We start from the raw sequence: 23,366 nt of genomic DNA on the forward strand, positions 1-23,366 counted from the left end.
AGCCGGAGGCGGACACCATTTACAGTTTGAGAGGTTTTGTCGCAGGGCCTTCCAACACCGAGCCGTCTTCGCGGAACCTGGAGCCGTGGCACGGGCAGTCCCACGTGCGGTCGCCCTCGTTCCATCGGGTTTTGCAGCCCATATGCGTGCATGTCGGCGTATCCAGCCGGACAGTGTATCCCGCAGCCAATTCGCCTGTTACCAGTCCGTTGATTTTGACGGCTTGCAGAAGTTTCGCGCCGAAACCGGTTCTGGCCGGACTGTACAGTTCAATGGCATCGTTCTGCCGGCCGACGATCAGGTCGCGGAGCACTTCGGATCCCGCAAGAGACCCGGACAGTCCCCATTTCCGGAAGCCGGTGCTGACGAAGATGTGCGGCAAGTCCTCTGTGATCCGGCCGACGAACGGTATATAATCCGGCGTCTGCGGATCTTGGGCCGACCAGCGGTGTGAAATATCGGTCACGCCAAACTGTTTCCGCATATGCTCTGAAAGTTCGCCGTAATTCTCTCCGGTTTCTTCCTTCATCCCCGCCAGATGGCTGCTGCCGGAGACCATGAGGTAGGCCTGGCCGTCAATTCCCGCTGTGCGGATCGACAGGGAGTCGGCATCCACGCCGAGATACTGGTTTTTCAGCTCGGTCTCGGATTTCGCGGCAACCACGTAGGAGCGGCTGACCTGGAGTTTCATGATGTTCAGATTCTGAAATCCGACGAGCGGATAGTGGGTGCAGAGGATCAGTTCGCTGAAAGTGACATGGGCATCATTTTCAAGCTCCACGTACCGCTTCTTGAAATTCATCTTCCTTACTGCGGAGTCTTCATAAATACGTGCACCGGCTTCCGCTGCCATCCGTGCCAGCCGCTGTCCGAACCGGAGTGGATGGATCTGCAGTTCGTCGTGCATCGAAAGCGCGCTTTCCACGGTAAACGGCAGCTCGGTCTCATTGACAAAAGCGCCCTGGATGCCGATCTCCTTATACGCTTCCCATTCCTTCCGGAGGTTTTCGGTACCGAGGGGGGTGCGGGCATACAGGATGGAATCGAGCGGGCGGGCTTCATCGTCCCGGGCAATTTCCCGTGCCCGGCGGACGGCGCGTTCGTTCGCCTGGTAATAGGTCCGTGCCGTCTCCAGGTCGAACTGCTTGATCAGCTTGGAATAAATGATGTCGTGCTGGGCGGTCACCTTTCCGGTCGAATGGCTTGTCGTGGAGCCGAAAATGCGGTCCTTCTCAAGGACGACGACGTCCTTTCCGGCCTTTGCCAACTGCTCGGCTGCAGCAATGCCACCAATGCCCCCGCCGATGATGCACACATCACAGCGGAGCGAGCCGGATGCTTGAGGAAACTTGTCGCGCGGATACCCTGTGTCAAGCCAAAGCGATTCATTCATGATGAGAAATCCTCCAATCACTGGTAGTCGTGCCCCGCTATCGTGCCGGGGCATATTCCTTGTCGGGTGCTCAGCGTCCCCCCTACAATGAAGGCAGTCAATAGGGAAGGGGATCGGTGACGTGAAAATAGAAGTATGGTCTGATTATGTTTGCCCGTTCTGCTATATCGGCAAACGGAAACTTGAAAACGCCCTTGAGAAGACGGGTCTTGGGAATAGGGCGGAGGTCGTCTTCAAAAGCTACGAGCTGGATCCGCAATCCCCGGAAACATCCGAGGAGTCAATGGTTTCCGTGCTTGCCCGCAAATACGGCACGACCGAAGCAGAGGCAGAAGGCATGACGGCCAATGTCACCGCGGCTGCCAAAGAAGTCGGACTCGAGTACAACTTCTCCAAAATGCGCCCTGCCAATACCTTCAGCGCGCATCGGCTCGCAAAATGGGCGGAAGAGCAGGGAAAGGCATCTGAGATGTCAGAGAATCTGCTTCGTGCGTACTTTATCGAGAACCGCGAGATCGGTCGTAAAGAGGTTCTGGCGGATATTGCGGAAGAGACGGGCCTGGATCGAAAGGAAGCGGAAGCCGCTCTCGGATCCGGCCGCTACGAAGAAGATGTCCGGGCGGATATTGAAGAAGCACGCCAGCTCGGCGTACAGGGCGTCCCGTTTTTCGTTATCAACCGGAAATATGCGGTCTCCGGCGCGCAGCCTGATGAAGTGTTTGAGCAGGCACTCCGAAAAGTTGCAGAAGAAGAATCATGAAATGATTGTCCTGCCGCATCCTAACCTGGAGATGCGGCTTTTCTGATGCAAAAAAAAACGGCTGCCCGTGCATGGGCAGCCGAAACGATCAGGATTCGAGGCTTTCTTCTTCTGCTTCTTCTGTTTGGGGCTGTTCTTCAGTGGCTTCAAGGTCAAGGTGGATCTTCACATCTTCGCCGACGAGGACGCCGCCGGTCTCCAAAGCCTGGTTCCAGGTCAGGCCGAAGTCCTTGCGGTTGATCTTGCCGTCCACGGAGAATGCGACGACTTCCTGGCCCCAAGGGTTTTTGGCGCGGCCCTCATACTCGGCTTCAAGCGTGACGGACTTGGTCTCTCCCTTGATGGTCAGGTCACCGGTCACTTTGTACTCGCCGTCCCCGTCGGGCCGGATGTCGGTGGACACGAAAGTGATTTCCGGATGGTTCTCCGTGTCGAAGAAGTCGGCAGACCGCAGGTGATTGTCGCGGTCTTCACTGTCCGTATCGATCGAATTCACATCAATCGTGAACTTGAGGGAAGCACCGGTCAAGTCCTCCGGGTCTGCTTCAATATCGGCGCCAAAATTTCCGAACGATCCCCGGACCTTCGAAATCATCATGTGTTTCACCACAAAGGTCACGTGAGAGTGCGCCGCGTCAATCTGCCATTTCGTCTTTGCCAATGGAACTCCTCCTTTTAAAGGTACAATAATACTCTGAATTTAAGCCAATAGTCTGAAAGGGTCAACTGTTTTGACTTCAACTCAACCCGATATGGTGTGGCTTGTCAAAACGACGGGCAGACAGCATACTATATAATTGTGAATGAGTATTTGAAAGTAAGAGTCCCGCCGCTGCCAGGCGGAGAGCCTCTGAAAGGAATGGCAATTTATGAGCAAACAGCAATGGGCCGATGACCTAGTCAAACTCATCGGCGGTAAACACGTAAAAATAGATGAACCGCTTTCGAATCATACGATGACCCGCATGGGCGGCCAGGCGGACCTGTTCTGCGATCCGGAAACCGAGGAAAGCGTCCAGGCGGTTGTACGCTACGCATTTGAACACGATATTCCGGTGCTCCTGCTTGGGAACGGGTCGAACATGGTCGTTCGTGATGGCGGTGTCCGAGGCATCGTGCTGAACTTGTCGAATCTGAATGAGGTGCGCTTTGATGGAACGTCAGTTTACGCCGAAAGCGGTGCGGACATCAAAGCTGTTTCCAGGCAATCCGCAAAGCGCGGACTGACCGGCTTTGAATTCGCCTGCGGCATCCCGGGCTCCGTCGGCGGAGCGATGGTCATGAACGCCGGGGCATACGGCGGCGAAATCAAAGACATCATCCACCGCTGCACGATCCTGACGCCGGAGGGCGAGCGCCTGGTGCTGTCGAAGGAAGAACTGGAGCTGGGATACCGGACGAGTATCATCGCGAAAAAGGGCTATTATGTCCTGTCCGCGGAATTCGTCCTTGAAGAAGGCGACCAGGAAGAGATCGATGCGAAGGTGGCCGATCTGACACATCAGCGTGAATCCAAGCAGCCGCTTGAGTATCCGTCGGCAGGGAGCGTCTTCAAGCGTCCTCCCGGCTACTTTGCCGGCAAGCTGATCCAGGACTCCGGCCTGCAGGGCAAAGGATTCGGCGGAGCCGAAGTGTCGACCAAGCACGCAGGCTTCATCGTAAACAAAAACGGTGCAACGGCAACCGACTATATCCGGACAATTGAAATGGTGCGGGAAGCTGTCAAAGACAACTTCGGCGTCGACCTGGAGCTGGAAGTGAAGATTGTCGGAGAAGAATCATAATACAGGAAAAGGAGCACGGACACATGTACGCGCTCCTTTTTCAAATGTTTGCGGCTGCCCATTATGGACAGCCGCTTTTCATTATTGGACGTGTTTTTCCTCCACCATGCGTTCGACGGTTCCTGTTTCTTCAATGCGGTCATCACTTACATGCACCTGGCACATTTTGCTGTCGTGCATGAACTTGAAAATGCCGTTGTTAAAATCGGTACCCATCTCTTTGAAGAAAATCCCCTCGAATTCGCAGCCTTTCGACTGGGTGAAGCTGACGCGGTAGCCATCGCCATCCTCTACAAGATACGCACGTACCCCTTTCTCGTACATATCCTCTTCAACAGATTTGATGTTCCGCGCGACAGAGACGACGTGCAGGTCGGCAAACGGGATTTCCCGCAGCAGGACGTTGATGAACGATCCCCTGGTGATCTCCTCCCACCGGCTTTGGGCGGTCTGTCCGATGACGATCTGGGTCACATTTTTATCGTATGCCACTTCCTTGATGGCCTTTGCGGACGGGAGGCGCTCGTTATCCCGGAGGATGAACGCCTGCGCACCGAGTTCGTCCGCGAGTTCCTGCCATCGCTCCACGTACTCCGACTTGTCTGCATCAAACTGGTCGAACGGAAGCGGATCGACCGACAGAATATAAAACGGGCAATTGAGCATGCTGGCCATTTTGTGTCCTCTGCGGATCAGCCGTTCTCCGTTCGGGCCATAATAGACGCAAACAAGAATGCACTCATCCATTCCCGGCTTTTTCAACATGACGGTGAGTCACCTCTAGTTCATAATAACTGGGATTCCGGGAGCACTTGCCCGGTCCCTCATTCGAAAACCAACACATTATAAGACATCATCGCGGAAAATACAACAACACCGGCGACAGGTGGCATGATGTGCGAAAGGGTCGGATTTCCTGTATACTTTAAGCGGGAAATCAGTGCCGTGAAATGTGGCAGCTGTGTTTCGCATGTTCTTTATACATAACTGCTGTCCATGGTCTCCAGAAGGGGTCCGGACGCTGTTGCCCCATATTATGCGCCCTGCCGGTCATTCCGTCAAGGCGGCTTGCCTGGTGGGGGTTCACCACGCTGATTGGAGGTTCTCATGTACGCTGTTTTCATCATTTTTCTCCCATTCATCATGGCAGCGCTTTTGCCTGCAACGCACCGTCTGATCGGCGACCGCCTGATCGGCTGGTATGTCATGGCGGTGCCGCTCATTTTGTTTGCCGCCCTCATCCGGCTGATCCCGCGGGTTGCCGACGGAGAGATTGTTTCGGCCTCCTATCCATGGATACCGGATGCGGGAATCGACCTGGCCGTCCGTGTCGACGGTCTCGGCATGATTTTCGCGCTCCTCATCACGGGGGTCGGCACACTTGTCGCCCTTTATTCTATTTATTACCTCTCGCCGAGGGAATCGCTCGGCCACTTCTATGTCTATCTGCTCCTGTTCATGGGCGCCATGCTCGGCGTCGTCTTTTCGGACAACCTGATGCTCCTTTATACGTTCTGGGAACTTACGAGTATTTCTTCCTTCCTGCTGATCGCGTTCTGGTACCACCGGAAGGGCTCCCGGTACGGGGCGCAGAAGGCGATGCTCATCACGGTCATGGGCGGGTTTTCATTGCTTGCCGGCTTCCTGATGCTTTATTTCACGACGGGCACATTCAGCATCAGTGAAATCATCGGGATGCGTGATGCGCTTGCCGGTGAACCGATGATTGTCCCTGCCATGTTCCTGATCCTGCTCGGGGCGTTTACCAAGTCAGTCCAGTTTCCGTTCCATATTTGGCTGCCGGACGCAATGGAGGCACCGACCCCGGTCAGTGCCTACCTTCACTCCGCGACCATGGTCAAGGCCGGAATCTATCTGGTTGCCCTGTTCACGCCGCTTTTCGGCGGCATGGAATCCTGGTTCTGGTCACTGAGCATAGCCGGTATCGTGACGCTCCTGTGGGGGGCGTTCAATGCCATGAAGCAAAACGACCTGAAAGCCCTCCTTGCTTATTCCACCATCAGCCAGCTCGGCCTGATCATGAGCCTTCTCGGTTTCGGCTCTGCGGCACTGTCTGCAAGTGCGGCGGGTGATCCGGCTGTTTATGCGGCTGCAGGGTTTGCCGCGCTGTTTTATATGCTGAATCACTCGACGTTCAAGGGGCTGCTCTTCATGGTCATCGGGATTGTCGACCATGAAATCGGCACGCGGGACATCCGCCGTCTCGGAGGGCTCATGTCGTTTATGCCGGTGACGTTCACATTTGCGGTCATCGGCAGCTTTTCCATGGCAGGACTGCCGCCGTTCAACGGTTTCCTAAGCAAGGAGATGTTCTTTGGCGCTGCAGTGGATATCGCGTCCGGACAACCGTTTGCCGGCGGTGCCGAGGTGCTTTTCCCGGTAGTCGGCTGGCTGGCCAGTGTGTTCACGTTTATCTACTGCACGATCATCGTGTACCGGACATTTCTCGGCCCTGTCCAGCCGGAGAAGATCGACCGGGTGCCGCATGAGGCACCTAAAGGGATGCTGGTCGCGCCCGGTATTCTTGCGGCGCTTGTCATCCTGATCTTCTTCTTCCCGAACGTGGTCGGCAAGTATGTGATCGGTCCGGCCATGCAGGTGATGTTCCCGGCACTTTCACAGGAGGCAAATCTTGTCCCCAAGATTGAGGCGTGGCACGGTGTTAATCTGCCGCTTGTCATGACATTCGGCGTCATCGCTCTCGGCCTGCTGCTGTTCATCACGTTCCGTCACTGGAAGCGGATCTACCGTGTCGCGCCTTTCCGGTGGACAATGGACTCCATCTACCGCGGTTTGCTCCAGACCGGCGAAGCCGCCTCCACCATCGTGACGGATCTGTATATGACAGGCAGGAGCCGTGACTATTTCGCTTTCATCTACCTGTTCTTCCTCGTCACGGTTGGCGGAATGCTATTCCTGACGGGCGCTTTCGAACCGGACTTCAGCAGAGGCCCCGTCGGAATCTTCGAGATCGCTTTCGTCATCATCATGGCGTTTGCGGCAATTGCGATGCTGTTTGCGAGGTCCCGCATCACGGCGACGCTCTTGAACGGAGTCCTCGGCTACTCTGTCGCCATCTTCTTCGTCTTTTTCCGGGCGCCGGATCTGGCGCTTACCCAGACGGTCATCGAGACGGTGACGACAGTGCTGTTCCTCCTGTGCTTCCACTTCCTTCCGGAATGGAAGCCCGAGGACTCACCGCTCCGGACAAAGGTCGTCAACGGAATTATTGCAGTCGGTGCCGGCGTGCTTGTCACGGCTTTCGGGCTGACTGTACAGGGGTACGATGTGTACGAATCCATTTCTGTTTACTTTGAGGATTCGTATAAGCTGGCCGGCGGAAGCAACATCGTCAACGCCATCCTCGGGGACTTCCGTGCATTTGATACGATGCTCGAAGTCGTGGTCCTCTTTATCGCGGGCATCGGGGTCTATACGCTGATCGCCCTCAAGCCGAAGAAAGGAGGGGATGACGTTGAAGGAAAATGATGTGATCCTGCGGACGGTCACCCGTGTTGTCGTCTTTATCATCCTGACCTTCGGCGTCGAACTGTTCTTGTCGGGCCACCATAACCCAGGCGGGGGCTTTGTCGGGGGGCTCGTCCTGTCTTCGGCGCTCGTCCTCCTGTACGTCGTCTTCGATATCGAGACCGTCCATCAGGGGGTACCATTCGACTTCCGCAAGATTGCGGCATTCGGCGCCATGGTGTCCCTCCTGTCGGGGACTGCGGCAGCCGTGCTGGGCAGGCCCTTCCTATCGCAGGGCTTCGGTTATTTTGATTTGCCGATCTTCGGGCTGACCGAGCTTGCCACCGTGACGATTTTTGAGGCGGGTGTCGCGCTTACCGTAATCGGAACGGTCGTCACCATCATCCTGAGTATCAGTAAGGACGTGTAGCAGATGGAATTCCATATGACCATACTGGTGGGCATCCTTGTGACTGTGGCGGTCTACCTGCTGCTGTCCCGCAATATGATCCGCATCATCCTCGGCACGGCGATCCTTTCGCATGCCGTCCACCTTCTCCTCATCACGATGGGCGGTGCCGGCGAAGGCAAGGTGCCGCTCCTCAGGGAGTCAGAAGGGCCGTATGCCGATGCGCTGCCGCAGGCGCTGATCCTGACGGCAATCGTCATCAGCTTTGCGACCACTGCGCTTCTTCTCGTGCTGGCCTACCGGACATACGAGGAAAGCGGATCCGACAATATGAACACCATCAGGAGGATTGACCGTGAATAATATTCTTGTCCTCCCGATGCTGATTCCGTTGCTCACCGGGTTTGTGCTGTTTTTCCTGCGTCCTTCCATCAAGGCGCAGAAGATTGTCAGTATCCTGTCGCTCCTGTCACTGGTCGCCGTCTCGGTGCGCATCCTGCTTGTCATCCGTGAAGACGGGATTATCCGCCTGGACTTCGGCGGATGGGAGCCGCCGTTCGGCATTCTGTTTGTCGGGGATTCGTTTTCCGCCTTGATGGTGCTGACGGCCTCGGTTGTTTCGGCACTGATTATCGCCTATTCCTTCACCGCGACGGAAAGGCGCATGGAAAACATGTTCTTTTATCCGTTTGCGTTCTTTCTCGTCGCGGGGGTGAACGGTTCTTTCCTGACAGGAGATATGTTCAACCTGTTTGTCTGTTTTGAAGTCATGCTGCTTGCATCGTATGTGCTGATCACGCTCGGAGGCGGCAAGGTCCGTCTCGCGGAATCGATGAAGTACATTGCGATCAACGTGGTTTCCTCCTGGTTCTTCCTCGTGGCCCTTGCATTTCTGTACGGGACGGTCGGCACGCTCAACATGGCCCACATCTCTGTCCGGATCGCGGAAGTCGGGCAGGGGCCGCTCCTCAGCGCCATTTCGGTCGTGTTCCTGATTGTGTTTGCGCTGAAGGCGGGGCTTTTCCTTTACTTCTGGCTGCCGGGTTCATACAGTTCACCGCCGGGACCGATTGCGGCACTGTTCGCGGCTCTTCTGACAAAAGTCGGCGTATATGCCTTGTTCAGGACGTTTACACTCATGTTTTATCATGATGAATTCATCATCGGAACGATAGTCGGCACGATGGCTGTCGTGACACTTATCGGCGGCTGCCTCGGTGCCATCGCCTATACCGACATCCGCCAGATCGCCTCGTACAACGTCATTATCGCGGTCGGATTCATGATCATCGGCCTTGCGGTCTTTAATGAAGATGCGTTCAAGGGATCGGTTTTCTACCTGATCCATGACATGGTCATCAAGGCGCTCCTGTTCCTGATCGTGGGGGCGATGGTCTACCTGACCGGCAAAACTAAAATTACCGGGATGAGCGGGCTGATCCGGAACTATCCGGTGCTCGGATGGCTGCTTTTCCTGACGACCCTCGGACTTGCCGGAGTCCCGCCGCTCAGCGGATTCATCGGCAAGATGTATATCGGCCTTGGTGCCGTCGGAGGCGGGAATTACTTCCTGCTCTTTGCCGGGTTCGCCTCAAGCCTGGTCGTTCTCTATTCGATGCTCCGCATCTTCATGAACTGCTTCTGGGGAGAGACAATCATCAACCGGGAAGACCAGCGTCCCTATCCGGCAAGGCGGCTCGTTCCCATCGCGCTCCTCGGAGTTCTGACAGTGGGAATCGGTGTCGGGGCGCACGCGCTTGAGCCGTTCGTTTCCGATGCGGCACGCGTAATGGCCAATCCCGAACTGTATATTGACGCGGTCCTCGGGGAGGTGGAGTCATGAACAAGTTTGCCGGTGACGGCGGTTTCGGTGCGACTGCCGCCCAGTTTCTCCTGAACCTGTTCATTGCTTTTCTCTGGATGTTGCTTCTGGATGAGGACAAGTTGCGGGCGACGACGTTCATCGCGGGATTCATCGTCGGAATCTTCATCGTCTTCTTCATGCACAGGTTTTTCGGGACGCAGTTTTACTTGCGCAAGCTGTTCGCAATCATTAAGCTTGTCTTTATCTTTATCCGGGAACTGGTCAAATCGAGCCTGTCCGTCATTGTGCAGATCCTGAGTCCGCAACTCAAGATCCGCCCGGGAATTTTTCGCTACGACACCATCCTTGAGAGCGATGTGGAAGTGACGATGCTGTCCCTTCTGCTGACACTCACCCCTGGCTCGGTCGTCATGGAAGTGACCGAAGACGGGAAGGGGCTCTATATCCACGCGATGGACCTGGATACGTCGAAGGAAGCATTGATCAGCCAGCTGAAAAACTTTGAACAAGCGATCATGGAGGTGACGCGATAATGGTACAGACCCTCATGCTCATCTCGCTCGTGCTGTTCTCATTCACGATTCTGATCTCGGTCTACCGGATCATCAAAGGGCCGTCAAAGCCGGACCGCGTCATCGCGCTCGACATGATCGGCGTAAACCTGCTGGCGGCGATTGCGGTCGTGTCCTGCATCCTTCTGACCAAGGCCTTCATGGAAGTGATCCTGATCCTCGGCATCCTGAGCTTTATCGGGACGATCGCCTTCTCGAAGTACATAGAGAGGGGGATCATCGTTGAACGCAGACACAATCGTTGAATACGTTGCGGCCATCCTCATGGTTACCGGCGGCGTGATGAGTGTAGTCAGTGCGATCGGGCTGATCCGTCTGCCGGATGTGTATACGCGCTCCCATGCGGCAACAAAAAGCTCGACGCTGGCCGTCCTGCTTTCGCTTCTGGGAGCCTTCCTATATTTTTGGGCGGTCGAGCGCTTTATCGGCGTCAGGCTCCTGCTAGGAATCATCTTCGTCTTCCTGACTGCACCGGTAGCCGGCCACGTCATTATCCGTGCTGCGCACAGGTCCGGCGTCAGGCTGGCGGATATTTCAAAAGGGGACGAACTGGCTGAAGCCAGGGAAAAACTGAAACAGGAAAAAGAAAGCAGATCCGAAGGCTGAAAGCCTATCGGATCTGCTTTTTCTTGCAGGTGCCCGGCGGCCAGGAAGGATTTTTCAGGAAAGGGGAGAATCAAAAGGTCAGGGGGGATGATGGAATGAGAAAGTGGCCGAAGTGGCTGCGTTTTGTCCTGTATGCGGCGGGGGCGGCCGTGGCACTGGGGGTTGGTGCACTGATTTTCGTAAGCGTTTACATAGGGCGATCCGCGCCGGTCACCGAAGGCGAGCTCCGTGTCCCGGTGCTCCAGTCGGAAGTGACGGTCGTCCGGGACGGAAAGGGCGTGCCGCATATCCGGGCTGAATCCGACGCCGACCTGTACCGGGCACAGGGCTTTGTCCAGGCGCAGGACCGGCTGTTCCAGATGGATCTGGCACGCCGGCAGGCATCCGGCAGGCTGGCGGAAGTGGTCGGAGAGGCAGCCGTCCCGTCTGACAAGCTGTTCCGGACGTTCAGCCTCCGTCATGCGGCAGAACAGTCACACGAGGGATACGGAGAGGAAGCCAAACAGGTGCTCAGCTGGTTCGCTGAAGGGGTGAACGCCTATATCGTTCAGGCAAAAGAAGAAGGCAAGCTGCCATACGAGTTCAGCCTGCTCGGATACGAGCCGGAGGAGTGGACGCCGCTGGATTCCCTGACGATCGGGAAGTTCATGGCGTATGATCTCGGGGGTCACTGGCAGGCGCTGGCATTCCGTCACTGGGCGGTGAACAACTTTGATGGTGAAAAGATGGAAGAGCTGTTCATCCATTATCCGGAGGATGCGCCTTCCATCATTGAAGCGAACCGGGCAAACCCGGTCCAAGTCGCCGGGGCATTTGATGCTTCACTGATTCCGCCGGAGTTCAACGGCAGCAACAACTGGGTCGTCTCCGGGGACAAGACGGCATCCGGCAAGCCAATTCTTGCAGACGACCCGCATCTCGGCCTGACGACACCGTCCATCTGGTATGAGATGCACCTGGAGTCGCCGGAGCAGAATGTCGCCGGCGTTATTTTCGGCGGCGTTCCGGGCATCATCCTCGGCCACAACGAGGATGTCGCCTGGGGTGTGACGAATGTCGGGCCGGACGTCCAAGACTTGTATATCGAACAGCCGAACCCGGACGACCCGACGAAGTTTCTTTATGACGGAAAGTGGGAGCAGGCGGATGTCCGTGAAGAACCGATCCGGGTGAAGGACGGGGAGACAGTGGACTTCCGAGTCGTGACGACACGGCACGGCCCGGTGATTTCAGATATCATGCTTAAGGACACGGGTGCAGGCGCAGTGCTGTCGATGCAGTGGACAGCGCTTGAGCCGACCCGGGAGCTGGAAGCCGTGCTGACGTACAATAAAGCGTCCGACTGGGAACAGTTCGAAAAAGCGCTGGAAAACTTTAATGCGCCGGCGCAGAACTTTGTCTTTGCCGCGAAGGACGGAACCATCGCCTACAAGGCGAACGGCAACATCCCGATCCGCAAAAAAGGGGACGGCCAGCTGCCGGTTCCGGGCGATTCGACGGAATATGGCTGGGAGGGCTATATTCCGTATGAAGAGCTGCCGCGTTCCGTGAATCCTGAAGAAGGGTTTATCGCCACCGCGAACAACCGGGTCATCGGTGCAGACTATCCATACCACATCACCAACTTCTGGGCACAGCCTTACCGATATGAGCGGATTGCGGAAGTGCTTCGGGAAGGGGATGGCCTGACACCAGAGGACATGATGGCCCTGCAGATGGATGTGAAAAACCTCTATGCACGGGAGTTCCTGGATGACATGGTCGGCTCGCTGAAAGCGACGGGCGCAGCGGAAGAATACGCATCTGCCGTCCGGATGCTTGAAGACTGGAACCTCGAGGACGACAAGGAGCTGGGGGCACCGCTCATTTTCCACCGCTGGATCCAGCAATTGCCGAGGACCATGCTGCGTCCCTCCATGCCAGGGGATGTCTATGACCTCATGCCGGGCAAGAACCACATCACCGATGAAATGATGCGGCAGGCCTATGCGGGAAATCCCGGTGCCTGGGTGAGCGGATACGGGGGAGTCGATGCATGGGTCACCGACTCGTTCAAACGCGCAGTCTTGTCCATCGCGGATGCCTATGGCGATGACACGGATAACTGGAGGTGGGGCGACTACCACCAGCTCGTCTTCCCCCACCCGGTCGGCGGCGCATCGCCGATCTTGGAACGATACCTGAACCCGCCGCCCACACCGGTGAGCGGCTCGCACATCACCGTCCAGGCCGCCGGATTCAACTACGACGGCACGGCCGACCACGGCGCATCCTGGCGGTTCGTCGCCGACCTCTCCGACCTCTCGCGCACCTGGCATATCGTCGGACCCGGCCAGAGCGGCCATGTAAAATCCGATTGGTTCCATGACCAGGTGGACGACTGGGTAAAAGGCGATTATCACGAAACCCGGATCGACGGGACCGCGGAAGGTGATGAGCTGAAGCTCGTGCCGTGAAGGGGTGAGTTGGAGAATGGGGCGTGGTGTTACAAGGCGTGCGGATTTGCAATCTGGCGCACTGATTTGCCGCATGGGGATCTGATTTGCCACAAGGAGCTCCGACTTGCAATAAGGAACCGGGAGTTGCAACAAGGGGTCGGTAGTTGCCACAAGGAGGTCCGACTTGCAATAAGGGTCACCGACTTGAAATAAGGCACCCGAACTTGAAATAAGCAGACGGATCATCCGGAGAGAGGGGAATATAGTGAGAAGGTTTATAGTTCGTGCAATCATTGCCGCGGGGCTCCTGTCAGGCTGCAGCGACCCGGAAGTCACGAGCTTCAGCGAAGTCACTCAGATTACGGGAGATGTGTGGAAACACGTCGACCCGGCTCTGCACCTTCAGCTGCTATCTTCGGAAGACCAGACCTACATCGTTTTCCAATCGGAGCAGGCTGTGACGGCAGACTATGAGATCAAAGACAATTTGGTCATCATCAAGCTGGACGAGTCCGGCAGCAAACAGGAAGTTACGGAAACCCATGTCTACCAACTGAAGACGAACGCTAAACAAGACACGATCGACGTCCGGGTGAACGGGGAGCAGCGGCCGTTCGACCAAGTGTCCGTTTTCTGAGGGGCGGGAGCCTTCAGCTGAAGGTGGTGCGGTGAATGGGAAGACTCAGCTTTAGCAGATAGAAAAAGAGAACTTCCATAACCAGGAAGTTCTCTTTTTCATGGCAAGGACCGCTTTACCGGAACTCCGCTTTCCGGACTACTCTCCCTTTCCTGCCGGTTGTCGTCTCCGCGTGTAGGAGCGACTGCAGGACGGCTTCCTCGGTCGAAGCGATCACCGCTTCGAACAGATCATTCATAATCGGGTGGTCGTCTTTGATAATTTCCCGTGTGACGGTCATGTCTTTGCCGCCGTGCGGGGTCAGCAGACCGTTGGAGAAAGCGATGATGATGTCGCCGCTCCCGTTGTGGATGTGGGTGCCTGTCCGGCCGAGCCCGATCGCGGCGCGCTTGGCAATCCGCTTTAGCTGCCGGGCGTCCAGCGGGGCATCGGTCGCGACGACGATGATGACCGAGCCGTCCGGGCGCTTTTCTTCTTCGGCAACCGGTGTTTCGGGGGCCGGCTCTTCCGGCGTAACCCAGCCCGGGAAGCGGCACTCATGGCCGCGGCCGAAGTTGGTGAGGACGAGCGTGCCGACGGTAAACGACCGGCTGACGGCCTCCACGATCCGTGATGAACTGCCGATTCCGCCTTTCGCCCCGTAGCAGATCATGCCCTTGCCGGCACCGACCGCGCCTTGCGACAGTTCGCCTCCGGAAGCCTCACGGATCGCCCGGATAGCGTCATCCGGCCGCACGGCCATCTTCCGCATCGAGTTCAGGTAACTGTCGTTGCACTCGCCGACGACGATATTGAGTGAACTGGTGGAATCCCCGATTGCCGGGTTTTCGTCCAGCATGTATTGGAGCGTTCCTTCAAGCACTGCGCCCACACTGAATGTGTTTGTCAGCATGATCGGGGATTCCAATACGCCGAGTTCCTCGACCTGGACGAGGCCCGCCGTTTTTCCGAAGCCGTTCAATACAAACGAGGCGGCGGCCGGCTTTTCCTCGAACCAGTTGCCTCCGTGCGGGAGGATGGCCGTCACCCCGGTGCAGAAATAATCGTCCCCGTCACCGAGCTGATCAAGCGTCACGTGGCCGACCGACACCCCTTCGACGTCGGTGATGGCATTCCATTTTCCTTTTTTCATTTGCCGGATCCCCCTTGTGTACTTGCTCTGTTTTCCATTATCTCAAAGTTCAATCGCGAATGGGCACATGAAAAAGCCGTCCCGCTTTTTGGGACGGCTCACTTCACGAGCAAGACGGGGCATTCGGCGCGCTTGGCGACTTTGTGGCTGACGCTGCCGAGGACCATCTCCTGGAAAGCATTTAAGCCGCGGCTCCCTACGATGGCCAGGTCATAGCCGGCGGAATTGATGAATTTGACGATGGCAGGTCCGGGTTCGCCGAACTGAATCTGCAGTCCGGGCCGGATTCCCTTGTCGCTGAAAACGTCGAAAACCTCGGATAGTTGGTCTCGGATGCGTGATTCCAGCTCTTCTTTTGTGACATGTTCAAATTCCGGCGGCCGCGACCGGTCATGATCCACGACATAAAGCAGGTCGACGGACGCGCCTGTCGCTTCCGCGATGGTGGCACCATGCTTGGCCGCTCGGCCTGAGTGCGCAGAGCCGTCCACTGCAACGATAATTTTTTCGTACATTCGTCCGGTGTCCTCCTTCGGTTTCCGGAATGGGCGGAAGCGATCCGCCCAGACGCCCGGCCAGACGGGCGCGGGGAAACGTTCTTACTTTAATACTATATTCCCTCCATTCCGTTTGAAAACCTTTTGACTCAAAAGAAAAAGGTTTTCAACAGTGTGTGTGAATAACGAATAGAAGCTAAGCCGGAAAACGTTGTGTATAATCAAAGAAACGGCTATGTTTGCAGTAGCACTTAAAATTGTCGGACTGCTCCGGTTTGGACCGGAGCAGCTGATACTCCGTGTCCCCAGACTCTCCGAACGGGACACGGCAATGCGGCAAGGGGGGACACGGATGAAACTGACGGAATGGACGATGCAGGAACAGGAAGAACTCATCCACTTCATGACGGAGAGCAGCTGGCCGTATCATGGCATTCCGCATCCCGCCCGGGAGATGATCGAAAAGGCGATCGACGACGGCGGCTACGAATCGGATGAGGTAAAGACGTTCTGGGTGGAGACCGATGACCGGGAGAAGGTCGGCATCGTCAAGCTGTATGACATGCAGGACGAGATTCCGATGTTTGATTTGCGGATTGCGGAACGGGCGCGCGGCAGAGGATTTGGCCCGAGGGCGCTCCGCCTGATCTGCGACTATGTGTTCAGCCTGCCGGACAAGAAGATCCGGCTGGAAGGGCACACCCGCCAAGACAACGCCGCGATGAGGAAAACGTTCGAGAGGGCGGGTTTCGTAAAAGAAGGCCATCTCCGCAGGTCATGGTACTCTCCGAAAGAGGATTCCTACTACGATGCCGTCACGTACGGCATCACGCGTGAGGACTTCGAGAGCGGCAAGACGACCCCCGTTGAGTGGAACGACCGGGAGATTGCGGCAACTACCGATAACCAGGGCCGTCCGCCGGGCTTCCCGGAAGAGTTCCGCTCGGACCGGCTCCTGATCCGCGCACCCCGCGTGGAGGATGCGGCCGATGTGTATGACGCGCTTACCTATTCCCATCCGGAACTGAAGGAATGGCTCCCATTCGCCAAGGACAAGCCGACGCTGGAAGGCGTGGAGGACAGCCTGAGGGGGGCGGTGGCCGATTTTATCACCCGGAAAGATCTGCGCCTGCATCTTTACCGGCGGGAAGACGGCGCGTTCATCGGCTCGTCCGGCCTGCACCGGATCAACTGGGACGTCCCGAAATTCGAGATCGGCTACTGGATCGATACCCGCTACACGGGCCACGGCTATATCACCGAAGCCGTGGAACGGATCACGCAGTTCGCCGCGGAGACGCTTGGCGCCCGCAGGGTCGAAATCCGGTGCGACACAAAGAATGTGAGGAGCAGGGCCATCCCGGAAAAACTGGGCTTTGAACTCGAAGGCATCCTGAAAAATGACGATGTCGCCGCGGACGGCAGCCTCCGCGACACATGCGTGTATGCCAAAGTGAAGTAAGTATGACCGCCGGCTTTTTGGTGAGTGTAAAAAACTCTCCGGGTGTTAAGCACCCCCGCCGAGTGTAAAGAAAACCGCCTTTGCACGCCCCACCACGAAACTAAAGGGATGCCGCTCGACTTGCATGCGGCATCCCTTTAGTTAATGTTTATTCCTGCCGGTGAGCAGCTGGAAGATGAAGATGATCCCGGCAATGATGAGGACGATGTGAATCAGCCCGCCGAAAATATCGAGCAGGAAGCCAATCAGCCAGAATGCGATCAGAATCAGTATGATCCACCAAAGGATTTTGCCCATGACGTCACCCGCTTTCCGTCTTGTCTGTTAACCAAATCCTACCCTCCGGCGTTCCCGGATAAACCGGGACGGCTCCGTGCTATAATGGACGGACAGGCAATGGAAGGGGCGGATCTGGCATGGCGACGCCGAGTATGGAAGACTATCTTGAGCAAATCTGGCTTAAGTCGGCCGCTACCGGGGAGGCGCGCGTTTCCGATGTCGCGGAAGCGCTGGAAGTCCTGCCGTCATCGGTGACGAAGATGGCGAGGAAGCTTGACCGGGAAGGCTACTTAGTTTATGAACGCTATAAAGGGTTAATATTAACTTCAAAGGGCGAAGCATTCGGCCGGAAGCTGGCCGGCCGCCATGAGTTGCTCGAACGCTTTCTCCGGCTGATCGGTGTGGACGAGAAGCACGTCTACAATGATGTCGAAGGAATTGAACATCACCTGAGCTGGGACGCGATTGACCGCATCACCGAACTTGTGCAGGTCCTCGAAGACCATCCGGCAATTCTAGGCAAGTTGGAGCGGTATCGTGCGGCAGGCGGTGCGGAAGAAGAAAGGGAGAGATAAATATGGCAAAGGCGGAATCCGGGCGAATTATCGAGGCGCTCGCGGAACGGCGGGAAGGCTCCCGCTGGGTACTGTCCTGCGACGGGCAGGAATTTAATATGAACGCATCAGAAGCGCCGGAAGATCTCAATGAAGGGGACAGGCTGAAAGTATTTCTCCACCCGGACCGCCGCGGCAACCTGGTCGCGACGAGCCGGCTGCCCCGGATGGAAGCCGGTTCGTACGGCTGGGCGGAAGTGATCGACACGGACGGGCGCGATGGCATCCGAACGGACATCGGTTCCTCCGTCGAAGTCATCGTCAACCCGAAGGACATGCCGCAGCTCAGGGAGCTCTGGCCGGAGCCCGGTGACTGTCTGTACATGACGCTGCGCACGGACAAGGGCGGCAACCTGTTCGGACGGCTGATCACCGAGGAACGCATCAAGGATGAGTATGTCGATGCCCCGGCCTCTCTTTTCAATAAAAATCTCAAAGCCCGGGCGTACCGGCTGCTTCCGGTCGGCGCATTCATGCTGAGCGAGCCGCAAAAGTACCGGATCTTCGTCCACCATACGGAGATGAAGTTCGAGCCTCGGCTCGGGCAGGAAGTCGAGGTGCGGGTGGTGGGCATCCGGGAAGACGGCTCTCTGAACGGTTCCCTTCTCCCGCGGAAAGAGGAGCGGATCGGCGATGATGCGGAAACGGTGCTCCGTTATCTGAACGGGGCCGGCGGGAAGATGCCGTTCACCGACAAGTCGGCTCCCGAAGAGATCAGCGAAATGTTCGACATGAGCAAAGCGTCATTTAAGCGGGCAATCGGCAAACTGCTGAAAGAACGCAAAATCAAGCAGGAAGACGGCTGGACCTATTTGAAGGATAACCAGCGGGATTCGTGAAACTTTTTACCCTCTCCGCCCGTTCATATGGGTGGGGAGTTCTTTTGCATCCAGGAAAGGGGAAAACTTGATGAATCAGAAGAGAAGATGGGCATTGCCCGCAATTGTGGCATTGGTCCTTTCAGTGTTGGCGGGTCCTGCCATATCCGCGGCGCCGGCGGTCGATGAGCGGCTCGGTGTGCCGATTGTCGTATACGGCGCGGATCTGACCGCCGACCAGAAGGCGGGCGTGAAGTCCAGCCTGAAAGTTGAAGAAGAAGCGGAAGTCGAGGAAATCACGGTTTCCGGCCAGGACCTCGGCAAGTACATCCAGGGCTCCAATTCGAGGGCCCGGATGTATTCGTCCGCAAAAATTACGGTGACAGAGCCGGGGAGCGGCCTCGTCATCCAGATTGTCACCCCTGAGAACATCACCCAGGTTACATCGGATATGTATGCGAATGCAATGCTGACAGCCGGTATCGAAGATGCCAATGTCGATGTCGCGGCACCGAAGCCGGTTACGGGCCACTCCGCGCTGGCTGGCATCTACAAGGCGTATGAGGCAAGCGGCGGCACGCTCGATACGGAGCGGACCGACGTTGCAAACGACGAGCTCACCGTCGCGACGGAGCTTGCCGAAAAGTCCGGTGTCGACGAACAGAAGGTGACGGAGCTCCTCACCGAGCTGAAGCAGCAGATCGCCGAACAGAACCCGGCGACGAAGGAAGACGTCGAGCGGATCGTCACCGAGCAGCTCGACAAGCTCCAGATCGAACTCAGTCCGGAAGACCGCCAGCTGCTGGTCGACTTGATGGACCGCATCCGCCAGCTGGATATCGACTTCAGCAAGTGGTCCGATCAGCTCGGACAATTTGCTCAGGATTTCAATGATAAATACGGCGACAAAATCCGCGAGACGGTGAACGATGAAGGCTTCTGGCAGAAAGTCAAAGACTTCTTCAACAACCTGATCGACTCGGTCCGCTCGCTGTTCGGCTAATCAAAAACGGATGCACGGCCTTGCTGCCGCTGCATCCGTTTTTTCTCGTTAATCATGAAATGGCGAGTCCAGGCGCGAGAGTGACGATACGTGTCTCGAGTGTGACGATTCACCCTCTGAGAGTGACGATTCACCCTTTGAGAATGACGATTCACCCTCCGAGAATGACGATTCGTGTCTCGAGAGCCAGGACTTGGTTTCTTCTGGATTCCCGCCAGATGGCGACATGGGCAGGGCTGCTGATTGCAAAATGGATTCAGAGGGTATAAGATAAGGATACCAAAATAGTCTTGAATTCGAGATAATATAGGAGATGAGAACTGATGCAACTCGGAGGAATCCACCATGTTTCGGCCATTACGGCCAGCGGAGCCGCAAACCACGACTTCTTCACCAGGGTACTCGGCATGCGTCTCGTCAAAAAGACGGTCAACCAGGACAGCCCCTCGATGTATCATCTGTTTTATGCCGATGCGGTCGGTACGCCGGGGACGGATATGACCTATTTTGAAATCCCGATGGCAGGCCGCACTTATCCGGGAGTCTCTTCCATCAGCAGCACCGGTTTCCGGGTCAGGTCTGAAGCGGCACTCGGTTTTTGGATCGGGCGGTTTGATGAACTGGGTGTGGACCACGAAGACATCCGGGAACGCAACGGGCGGAAGACGCTGGCCTTTACCGACCGGGAAGGATCCAGGCTGATGCTCGTTGCAGATGACGGTTCGGGTGTCCCGTACGGCATACCTTGGGGAAAGCCAGATATTCCTGAAGAATTTGCGATTGTCGGTCTCGGTCCTGTAAAATTGACGGTACGTCACCCGGAACGGACGGAAACCGTTCTGACGGAAGTGCTGAACTTCAGGAAAGCGGGGACCTACCCGTCCGATATTCTTGGCATGCCGGACATGATCGTCTACGAGACCGGAGCAGGCGGAGCGGGCGCGGAAGTGCATCTTGAGACGCGTCCGGACCTGCCGCCGGAACGCCCGGGCAAAGGCAGCGTCCACCATGTGGCGTTCCGCGTCCCGACTTTCGAAGAGTATGACCGGTGGGAGGAGCATCTCCGCAATGCGGGGTTCCAGACGAGCGGCAAGGTGGACCGGTACTATTTCCGGTCGATTTATTTCCGCGAGCCGAACGGCATCCTGTTTGAGCTGGCGACGGATGAACCGGGCTTTGACTCGGATGAACCGATGGACTCTCTTGGCGAGACATTGGCTCTTCCTCCATTTCTGGAGCCGCGCCGGCGGGAGATCGAGGCTGCGCTCAAACCGCTTGAGCTTGACTGAGCGCTGTTCCGGGTACACCAAAGGGGAAAGGGGAGTTGGACCATGGAATTTGAACTGAAGGAACTGGGCAGCGATGCCTATGCATTCGTGCACGAGGAAAACGGCAAGCGTGACGCGGAAATCACTTGGACGATGATGGGGGATGTCATGGTCATGGACCATACATTTGTCGATCCGTCCCTTCGCGGAGGCGGTGTCGCGAAAAAACTGCTCGACCGGGCAGCCGACTACGCCCGCGAAAAAAATTACAAAATGGAAGCAGTGTGTTCATACGTCGTGACGGCCTTCGACCGCTATGGGGAATATGATGACGTCAAAGCAAAATAAGCACACGAAAAAAGCAATCCGTTCCGTTTGATCGGGGCGGATTGCTTTTTATGTTTGTCGTCGGCTGATCGTCATGTTGTCCTCCCTCAGAATGTGATAAAGAGCAGGAGTGCAGTGAGAACAGACGATCCGGCGATGGCGTACATGGCATCGGACTGACTGAAGATGAGCTTCTTTTCCATAGGTTCGTCTCCCCCTTTTGAAGTGATTTGATAGTTTGAAATTACCCCGCTAAATGTCTGGGTAAACCTTCCAAGTGCAATTTCACTTAAAAAAGTTGAAACCCTCTGTAGTTTGAAACGTAAGAAGAAAGTAGAATAAAAGAAAACAAAAGAGGTGTCACCAAATGGAACGCAATTCTTTAAACCGCCCATTCAAGCGGACCGTCGAGCGGGTGCTCGGAATCATCGGCCTGGTATTCAACGTGCTCGGCATCATTCTGACGATCGTTCTGAACAACTTCATGAAAATGCTCACGAACGATCCACAGTTCCAGCAGGAATTCGAAGCGGAAATCTGGAATGACCCGACCCTTACCGAAACGGATGCGCAGGCGATCATCGACATGATGTACATGGTCATGGATTGGATGGTCAGCTTTGGCTGGTTCTTTATCGCCGCTCTCGTCATCAGTTCGGTGCTGATCGTTGTCGCGCTTATCCAGCTCAACAAAAATGCGAAGCTGAGCGGGATCCTGTTCATCATCGCAGGCTTGCTTGCGGGAATCCTTTCCCTCACGTCGATTCTGCTCTACATCGCGGGCATCATGTGCTTCGTGCGCAAACCGCATGACAATAAAGCGTCCTACGACAACGACCCGATGCGCCCGCTCTGATCGATTGCGCGTCGACTCCGAAGCCCCGGTCCTCCGACCGGGGCTTTTCATCGGGTTTATAGTTGAGTGAACAAAAAAGCACCCGCTCATACAAGAGCGGGTGCTTTGAGGTAATAGACATATTGTGCCGTGGTTGTCGGGTATCCTTCGAACAGCTCATCGAATTCTTCAAGAAGTTCGAACCCCTGTTTTTCATAGAACAGGCGGGCCCCTTCGTTCAGGCTGTCAACGTAGACGAACAGTTGGTGGCCGTCTTCGAGGGTGGAGATGCCGGCTCCAAGAAGTGCCGTGCCGAATCCCATGCCCTTGTAATCCGGCAACAGGTACATATCAGTCAGTTCCGCATCGCCGTCTTCATCCACCCGGGTGAAGATGGCAAATCCGACCGGGCGCCCTTCATGTTCCGCTATCAGCATCGTCGTCTTTTCCAGCCGTTTCATCATCATCGGGGAAGCGTAAGCGCGTGTGAGGAAGGACTCCTGGACATCTTCCGGAAGAATGCCCTCATACGTATCATCGTAGCTGACCGCTGCGATCTGCCGGACGGTCTCGATATCATGTCGTGTCATCAAACGGATCATGGAAAAGGTCACCTCGGCAATAGATTTCCATCCACTATAACAAATAAATCGCCCCTCCGATATATGTTGTGGAATAATGTAATCAAATTGAAATGAAAGAAGTGACACAGATGAAGTGGACCCTAAAAAATTTCTCGGAACTCACTGCAGATGAACTCTATGAAATCCTCAAACTGCGTGTCGATGTGTTCGTCGTCGAGCAGGCATGCCCGTACCCGGAAATCGATGGGCATGATCCGGCTGCCCTTCATCTTGCCGGATGGGAGGGCGAGACGCTTGCCGCCTACGCAAGGGTGCTCATGCCTGGTGCCGTCCATCAAGACCCGGCGATCGGCCGCGTCGTCGTCAGGAAATCCCATAGGGGAAAAGGGATTGCGCGTGCACTTGTCGAAAAGGCAAAAGAGGCTGCCGCGGAGCGGTACGGCGATATCCCGGTGCATCTTTCAGCCCAGTATCATCTGAAAGAATTTTACGCATCTTGCGGATTCCGTGCGGTTTCCGAACCGTACGGAGAAGACGGAATCCCCCATGTGGATATGCGGCTCGTGGTTTCCGGCGGCAGTGAAGGGGTATACTTTACTGACAAACCCATTCAAGACTGAAAACTGGACTGGAG

Annotated in this window: 26 protein-coding genes; 19 read left to right on the forward strand and 7 right to left on the reverse strand. The window is 56.1% G+C overall.

Going from position 1 to position 23,366, the window contains the following annotated elements; translation table 11 throughout:
• Nucleotides 1-19: 19 nt before the first annotated feature.
• Nucleotides 20-1,393 carry an FAD-dependent oxidoreductase gene (locus KHA84_RS13635; RefSeq protein ID WP_213424072.1) on the reverse strand — a complete coding sequence of 458 codons (1,374 nt, stop codon included), beginning with the start codon at nucleotides 1,391-1,393 and terminating at the stop codon, nucleotides 20-22.
• A 112-nt stretch (nucleotides 1,394-1,505) separates the two neighbouring features.
• Between KHA84_RS13635 and KHA84_RS13640 the strand changes: the two genes are divergently transcribed.
• Nucleotides 1,506-2,153, forward strand: a complete 648-nt coding sequence (locus KHA84_RS13640) for a DsbA family oxidoreductase (protein ID WP_419465609.1) — start codon at nucleotides 1,506-1,508, stop codon at nucleotides 2,151-2,153.
• 88 nt (nucleotides 2,154-2,241) lie between these two features.
• On the opposite strand, the gene KHA84_RS13645 is transcribed toward KHA84_RS13640, so the two are convergent.
• The gene (locus KHA84_RS13645) at nucleotides 2,242-2,814 is read right to left on the reverse strand and encodes a YceI family protein (RefSeq protein WP_213424074.1); all 573 of its coding nucleotides are present in this window, start codon (nucleotides 2,812-2,814) and stop codon (nucleotides 2,242-2,244) included.
• A gap of 208 nt (nucleotides 2,815-3,022) precedes the next feature.
• On the opposite strand from KHA84_RS13645, the gene murB reads away from it, so the two are divergent.
• Nucleotides 3,023-3,937 carry a UDP-N-acetylmuramate dehydrogenase gene (murB, locus tag KHA84_RS13650; RefSeq protein WP_213424075.1) on the forward strand — a complete coding sequence of 305 codons (915 nt, stop codon included), beginning with the start codon at nucleotides 3,023-3,025 and terminating at the stop codon, nucleotides 3,935-3,937.
• Nucleotides 3,938-4,018: 81 nt separating this feature from the next.
• On the opposite strand, the gene KHA84_RS13655 is transcribed toward murB, so the two are convergent.
• Nucleotides 4,019-4,702 carry an adenine nucleotide alpha hydrolase family protein gene (locus tag KHA84_RS13655; RefSeq protein ID WP_213424076.1) on the reverse strand — a complete coding sequence of 228 codons (684 nt, stop codon included), beginning with the start codon at nucleotides 4,700-4,702 and terminating at the stop codon, nucleotides 4,019-4,021.
• 342 nt (nucleotides 4,703-5,044) lie between these two features.
• Here KHA84_RS13655 and KHA84_RS13660 point away from each other — a divergent pair, with 342 nt between their 5' ends.
• The 9 genes from KHA84_RS13660 to KHA84_RS13700 all read left to right on the forward strand — a co-directional run bounded on the left by KHA84_RS13660 (nucleotide 5,045) and on the right by KHA84_RS13700 (nucleotide 13,913).
• Complete coding sequence (locus KHA84_RS13660; protein WP_213424077.1) at nucleotides 5,045-7,447, forward strand: Na+/H+ antiporter subunit A; 2,403 nt, start codon at nucleotides 5,045-5,047, stop codon at nucleotides 7,445-7,447.
• Nucleotides 7,434-7,856, forward strand: coding sequence for a Na(+)/H(+) antiporter subunit B (locus tag KHA84_RS13665; RefSeq protein ID WP_213424078.1), 423 nt, complete (start codon nucleotides 7,434-7,436; stop codon nucleotides 7,854-7,856). The genes KHA84_RS13660 and KHA84_RS13665 overlap by 14 nt, the downstream gene beginning before the upstream one ends.
• 3 nt (nucleotides 7,857-7,859) lie before the next feature.
• Entirely contained in the window at nucleotides 7,860-8,198 is a 339-nt protein-coding gene (locus KHA84_RS13670) for a Na(+)/H(+) antiporter subunit C (protein WP_213424079.1), read from the forward strand.
• Entirely contained in the window at nucleotides 8,191-9,678 is a 1,488-nt protein-coding gene (locus tag KHA84_RS13675; RefSeq protein ID WP_213424080.1) for a Na+/H+ antiporter subunit D, read from the forward strand. Before KHA84_RS13670 ends, KHA84_RS13675 begins: the two co-directional genes overlap by 8 nt.
• The gene (locus tag KHA84_RS13680) at nucleotides 9,675-10,193 is read left to right on the forward strand and encodes a Na+/H+ antiporter subunit E (RefSeq protein ID WP_213424081.1); all 519 of its coding nucleotides are present in this window, start codon (nucleotides 9,675-9,677) and stop codon (nucleotides 10,191-10,193) included. The genes KHA84_RS13675 and KHA84_RS13680 overlap by 4 nt, the downstream gene beginning before the upstream one ends.
• Nucleotides 10,193-10,477: a Na(+)/H(+) antiporter subunit F1 gene (locus KHA84_RS13685; protein WP_213424082.1), complete on the forward strand. Its 285-nt coding sequence runs from the start codon at nucleotides 10,193-10,195 to the stop codon at nucleotides 10,475-10,477. The genes KHA84_RS13680 and KHA84_RS13685 overlap by 1 nt, the downstream gene beginning before the upstream one ends.
• Nucleotides 10,455-10,838, forward strand: a complete 384-nt coding sequence (locus KHA84_RS13690) for a Na+/H+ antiporter subunit G (protein ID WP_213424083.1) — start codon at nucleotides 10,455-10,457, stop codon at nucleotides 10,836-10,838. The genes KHA84_RS13685 and KHA84_RS13690 overlap by 23 nt, the downstream gene beginning before the upstream one ends.
• 95 nt (nucleotides 10,839-10,933) lie before the next feature.
• Complete coding sequence (locus KHA84_RS13695) at nucleotides 10,934-13,294, forward strand: penicillin acylase family protein (RefSeq protein WP_213424084.1); 2,361 nt, start codon at nucleotides 10,934-10,936, stop codon at nucleotides 13,292-13,294.
• Nucleotides 13,295-13,541: 247 nt separating this feature from the next.
• Nucleotides 13,542-13,913: a hypothetical protein gene (locus KHA84_RS13700; protein ID WP_213424085.1), complete on the forward strand. Its 372-nt coding sequence runs from the start codon at nucleotides 13,542-13,544 to the stop codon at nucleotides 13,911-13,913.
• Between the two features lie 115 nt (nucleotides 13,914-14,028).
• Here the strand turns inward: KHA84_RS13700 and KHA84_RS13705 are convergent, their stop codons facing one another.
• Together KHA84_RS13705 and KHA84_RS13710 are read right to left on the reverse strand one after the other, a co-directional pair.
• Nucleotides 14,029-15,045 carry a DmpA family aminopeptidase gene (locus KHA84_RS13705; protein ID WP_213424086.1) on the reverse strand — a complete coding sequence of 339 codons (1,017 nt, stop codon included), beginning with the start codon at nucleotides 15,043-15,045 and terminating at the stop codon, nucleotides 14,029-14,031.
• Nucleotides 15,046-15,143: 98 nt separating this feature from the next.
• On the reverse strand, nucleotides 15,144-15,560 hold the full coding sequence (locus KHA84_RS13710; RefSeq protein WP_213424087.1) for a universal stress protein: 417 nt from the start codon (nucleotides 15,558-15,560) through the stop codon (nucleotides 15,144-15,146).
• 334 nt (nucleotides 15,561-15,894) lie between these two features.
• Here KHA84_RS13710 and KHA84_RS13715 point away from each other — a divergent pair, with 334 nt between their 5' ends.
• The gene (locus KHA84_RS13715; protein WP_213424088.1) at nucleotides 15,895-17,004 is read left to right on the forward strand and encodes a GNAT family N-acetyltransferase; all 1,110 of its coding nucleotides are present in this window, start codon (nucleotides 15,895-15,897) and stop codon (nucleotides 17,002-17,004) included.
• A 141-nt stretch (nucleotides 17,005-17,145) separates the two neighbouring features.
• Here the strand turns inward: KHA84_RS13715 and KHA84_RS13720 are convergent, their stop codons facing one another.
• Complete coding sequence (locus tag KHA84_RS13720) at nucleotides 17,146-17,301, reverse strand: lmo0937 family membrane protein (RefSeq protein ID WP_213424089.1); 156 nt, start codon at nucleotides 17,299-17,301, stop codon at nucleotides 17,146-17,148.
• A gap of 119 nt (nucleotides 17,302-17,420) precedes the next feature.
• On the opposite strand from KHA84_RS13720, the gene mntR reads away from it, so the two are divergent.
• From mntR to KHA84_RS13750, 6 genes are all read left to right on the forward strand, one after another.
• Nucleotides 17,421-17,858 (forward strand): transcriptional regulator MntR, encoded by a 438-nt coding sequence (gene mntR / locus KHA84_RS13725; protein ID WP_213424090.1) that lies wholly within the window; start codon nucleotides 17,421-17,423, stop codon nucleotides 17,856-17,858.
• Between the two features lie 2 nt (nucleotides 17,859-17,860).
• Nucleotides 17,861-18,736: a CvfB family protein gene (locus tag KHA84_RS13730; protein ID WP_213424091.1), complete on the forward strand. Its 876-nt coding sequence runs from the start codon at nucleotides 17,861-17,863 to the stop codon at nucleotides 18,734-18,736.
• Nucleotides 18,737-18,806: 70 nt separating this feature from the next.
• The gene (locus KHA84_RS13735; protein WP_213424092.1) at nucleotides 18,807-19,718 is read left to right on the forward strand and encodes a DUF1002 domain-containing protein; all 912 of its coding nucleotides are present in this window, start codon (nucleotides 18,807-18,809) and stop codon (nucleotides 19,716-19,718) included.
• Nucleotides 19,719-20,041: 323 nt separating this feature from the next.
• Nucleotides 20,042-21,007 carry a ring-cleaving dioxygenase gene (locus tag KHA84_RS13740; protein ID WP_213424093.1) on the forward strand — a complete coding sequence of 322 codons (966 nt, stop codon included), beginning with the start codon at nucleotides 20,042-20,044 and terminating at the stop codon, nucleotides 21,005-21,007.
• A gap of 42 nt (nucleotides 21,008-21,049) precedes the next feature.
• Nucleotides 21,050-21,334 carry a GNAT family N-acetyltransferase gene (locus KHA84_RS13745; RefSeq protein ID WP_213424094.1) on the forward strand — a complete coding sequence of 95 codons (285 nt, stop codon included), beginning with the start codon at nucleotides 21,050-21,052 and terminating at the stop codon, nucleotides 21,332-21,334.
• 346 nt (nucleotides 21,335-21,680) lie between these two features.
• Nucleotides 21,681-22,169 carry a DUF4064 domain-containing protein gene (locus KHA84_RS13750; RefSeq protein ID WP_213424095.1) on the forward strand — a complete coding sequence of 163 codons (489 nt, stop codon included), beginning with the start codon at nucleotides 21,681-21,683 and terminating at the stop codon, nucleotides 22,167-22,169.
• An 86-nt stretch (nucleotides 22,170-22,255) separates the two neighbouring features.
• Here KHA84_RS13750 and KHA84_RS13755 read toward each other — a convergent pair whose 3' ends face one another.
• Nucleotides 22,256-22,750, reverse strand: coding sequence for a GNAT family N-acetyltransferase (locus KHA84_RS13755; RefSeq protein ID WP_213424096.1), 495 nt, complete (start codon nucleotides 22,748-22,750; stop codon nucleotides 22,256-22,258).
• 110 nt (nucleotides 22,751-22,860) lie between these two features.
• Here KHA84_RS13755 and KHA84_RS13760 point away from each other — a divergent pair, with 110 nt between their 5' ends.
• Nucleotides 22,861-23,352 (forward strand): GNAT family N-acetyltransferase, encoded by a 492-nt coding sequence (locus tag KHA84_RS13760; protein ID WP_213424097.1) that lies wholly within the window; start codon nucleotides 22,861-22,863, stop codon nucleotides 23,350-23,352.
• Nucleotides 23,353-23,366: the final 14 nt, after the last annotated feature.

The organism is Bhargavaea massiliensis (assembly GCF_018390575.1).
In the GTDB taxonomy this organism is placed as follows: Bacteria; Bacillota; Bacilli; order Bacillales_A; family Planococcaceae; genus Bhargavaea; species Bhargavaea massiliensis.

Excerpts from the sequence above, each read along its gene's own strand:
- KHA84_RS13735 (WP_213424092.1), top strand. The coding sequence starts at position 18,807 with ATGAATCAGAAGAGAAGATGGGCATTGCCCGCAATTGTGGCATTGGTC.
- KHA84_RS13695 (WP_213424084.1), top strand. The coding sequence starts at position 10,934 with ATGAGAAAGTGGCCGAAGTGGCTGCGTTTTGTCCTGTATGCGGCGGGG.
- KHA84_RS13750 (WP_213424095.1), top strand. The coding sequence starts at position 21,681 with ATGGAACGCAATTCTTTAAACCGCCCATTCAAGCGGACCGTCGAGCGG.
- KHA84_RS13755 (WP_213424096.1), bottom strand. The coding sequence starts at position 22,750 with ATGATCCGTTTGATGACACGACATGATATCGAGACCGTCCGGCAGATC.
- KHA84_RS13740 (WP_213424093.1), top strand. The coding sequence starts at position 20,042 with ATGCAACTCGGAGGAATCCACCATGTTTCGGCCATTACGGCCAGCGGA.
- KHA84_RS13655 (WP_213424076.1), bottom strand. The coding sequence starts at position 4,702 with ATGTTGAAAAAGCCGGGAATGGATGAGTGCATTCTTGTTTGCGTCTAT.
- mntR (WP_213424090.1), top strand. The coding sequence starts at position 17,421 with ATGGCGACGCCGAGTATGGAAGACTATCTTGAGCAAATCTGGCTTAAG.
- KHA84_RS13685 (WP_213424082.1), top strand. The coding sequence starts at position 10,193 with ATGGTACAGACCCTCATGCTCATCTCGCTCGTGCTGTTCTCATTCACG.
- KHA84_RS13710 (WP_213424087.1), bottom strand. The coding sequence starts at position 15,560 with ATGTACGAAAAAATTATCGTTGCAGTGGACGGCTCTGCGCACTCAGGC.
- KHA84_RS13705 (WP_213424086.1), bottom strand. The coding sequence starts at position 15,045 with ATGAAAAAAGGAAAATGGAATGCCATCACCGACGTCGAAGGGGTGTCG.
- KHA84_RS13760 (WP_213424097.1), top strand. The coding sequence starts at position 22,861 with ATGAAGTGGACCCTAAAAAATTTCTCGGAACTCACTGCAGATGAACTC.
- KHA84_RS13720 (WP_213424089.1), bottom strand. The coding sequence starts at position 17,301 with ATGGGCAAAATCCTTTGGTGGATCATACTGATTCTGATCGCATTCTGG.
- KHA84_RS13670 (WP_213424079.1), top strand. The coding sequence starts at position 7,860 with ATGGAATTCCATATGACCATACTGGTGGGCATCCTTGTGACTGTGGCG.
- murB (WP_213424075.1), top strand. The coding sequence starts at position 3,023 with ATGAGCAAACAGCAATGGGCCGATGACCTAGTCAAACTCATCGGCGGT.
- KHA84_RS13635 (WP_213424072.1), bottom strand. The coding sequence starts at position 1,393 with ATGAATGAATCGCTTTGGCTTGACACAGGGTATCCGCGCGACAAGTTT.
- KHA84_RS13660 (WP_213424077.1), top strand. The coding sequence starts at position 5,045 with ATGTACGCTGTTTTCATCATTTTTCTCCCATTCATCATGGCAGCGCTT.
- KHA84_RS13680 (WP_213424081.1), top strand. The coding sequence starts at position 9,675 with ATGAACAAGTTTGCCGGTGACGGCGGTTTCGGTGCGACTGCCGCCCAG.
- KHA84_RS13715 (WP_213424088.1), top strand. The coding sequence starts at position 15,895 with ATGAAACTGACGGAATGGACGATGCAGGAACAGGAAGAACTCATCCAC.
- KHA84_RS13745 (WP_213424094.1), top strand. The coding sequence starts at position 21,050 with ATGGAATTTGAACTGAAGGAACTGGGCAGCGATGCCTATGCATTCGTG.
- KHA84_RS13730 (WP_213424091.1), top strand. The coding sequence starts at position 17,861 with ATGGCAAAGGCGGAATCCGGGCGAATTATCGAGGCGCTCGCGGAACGG.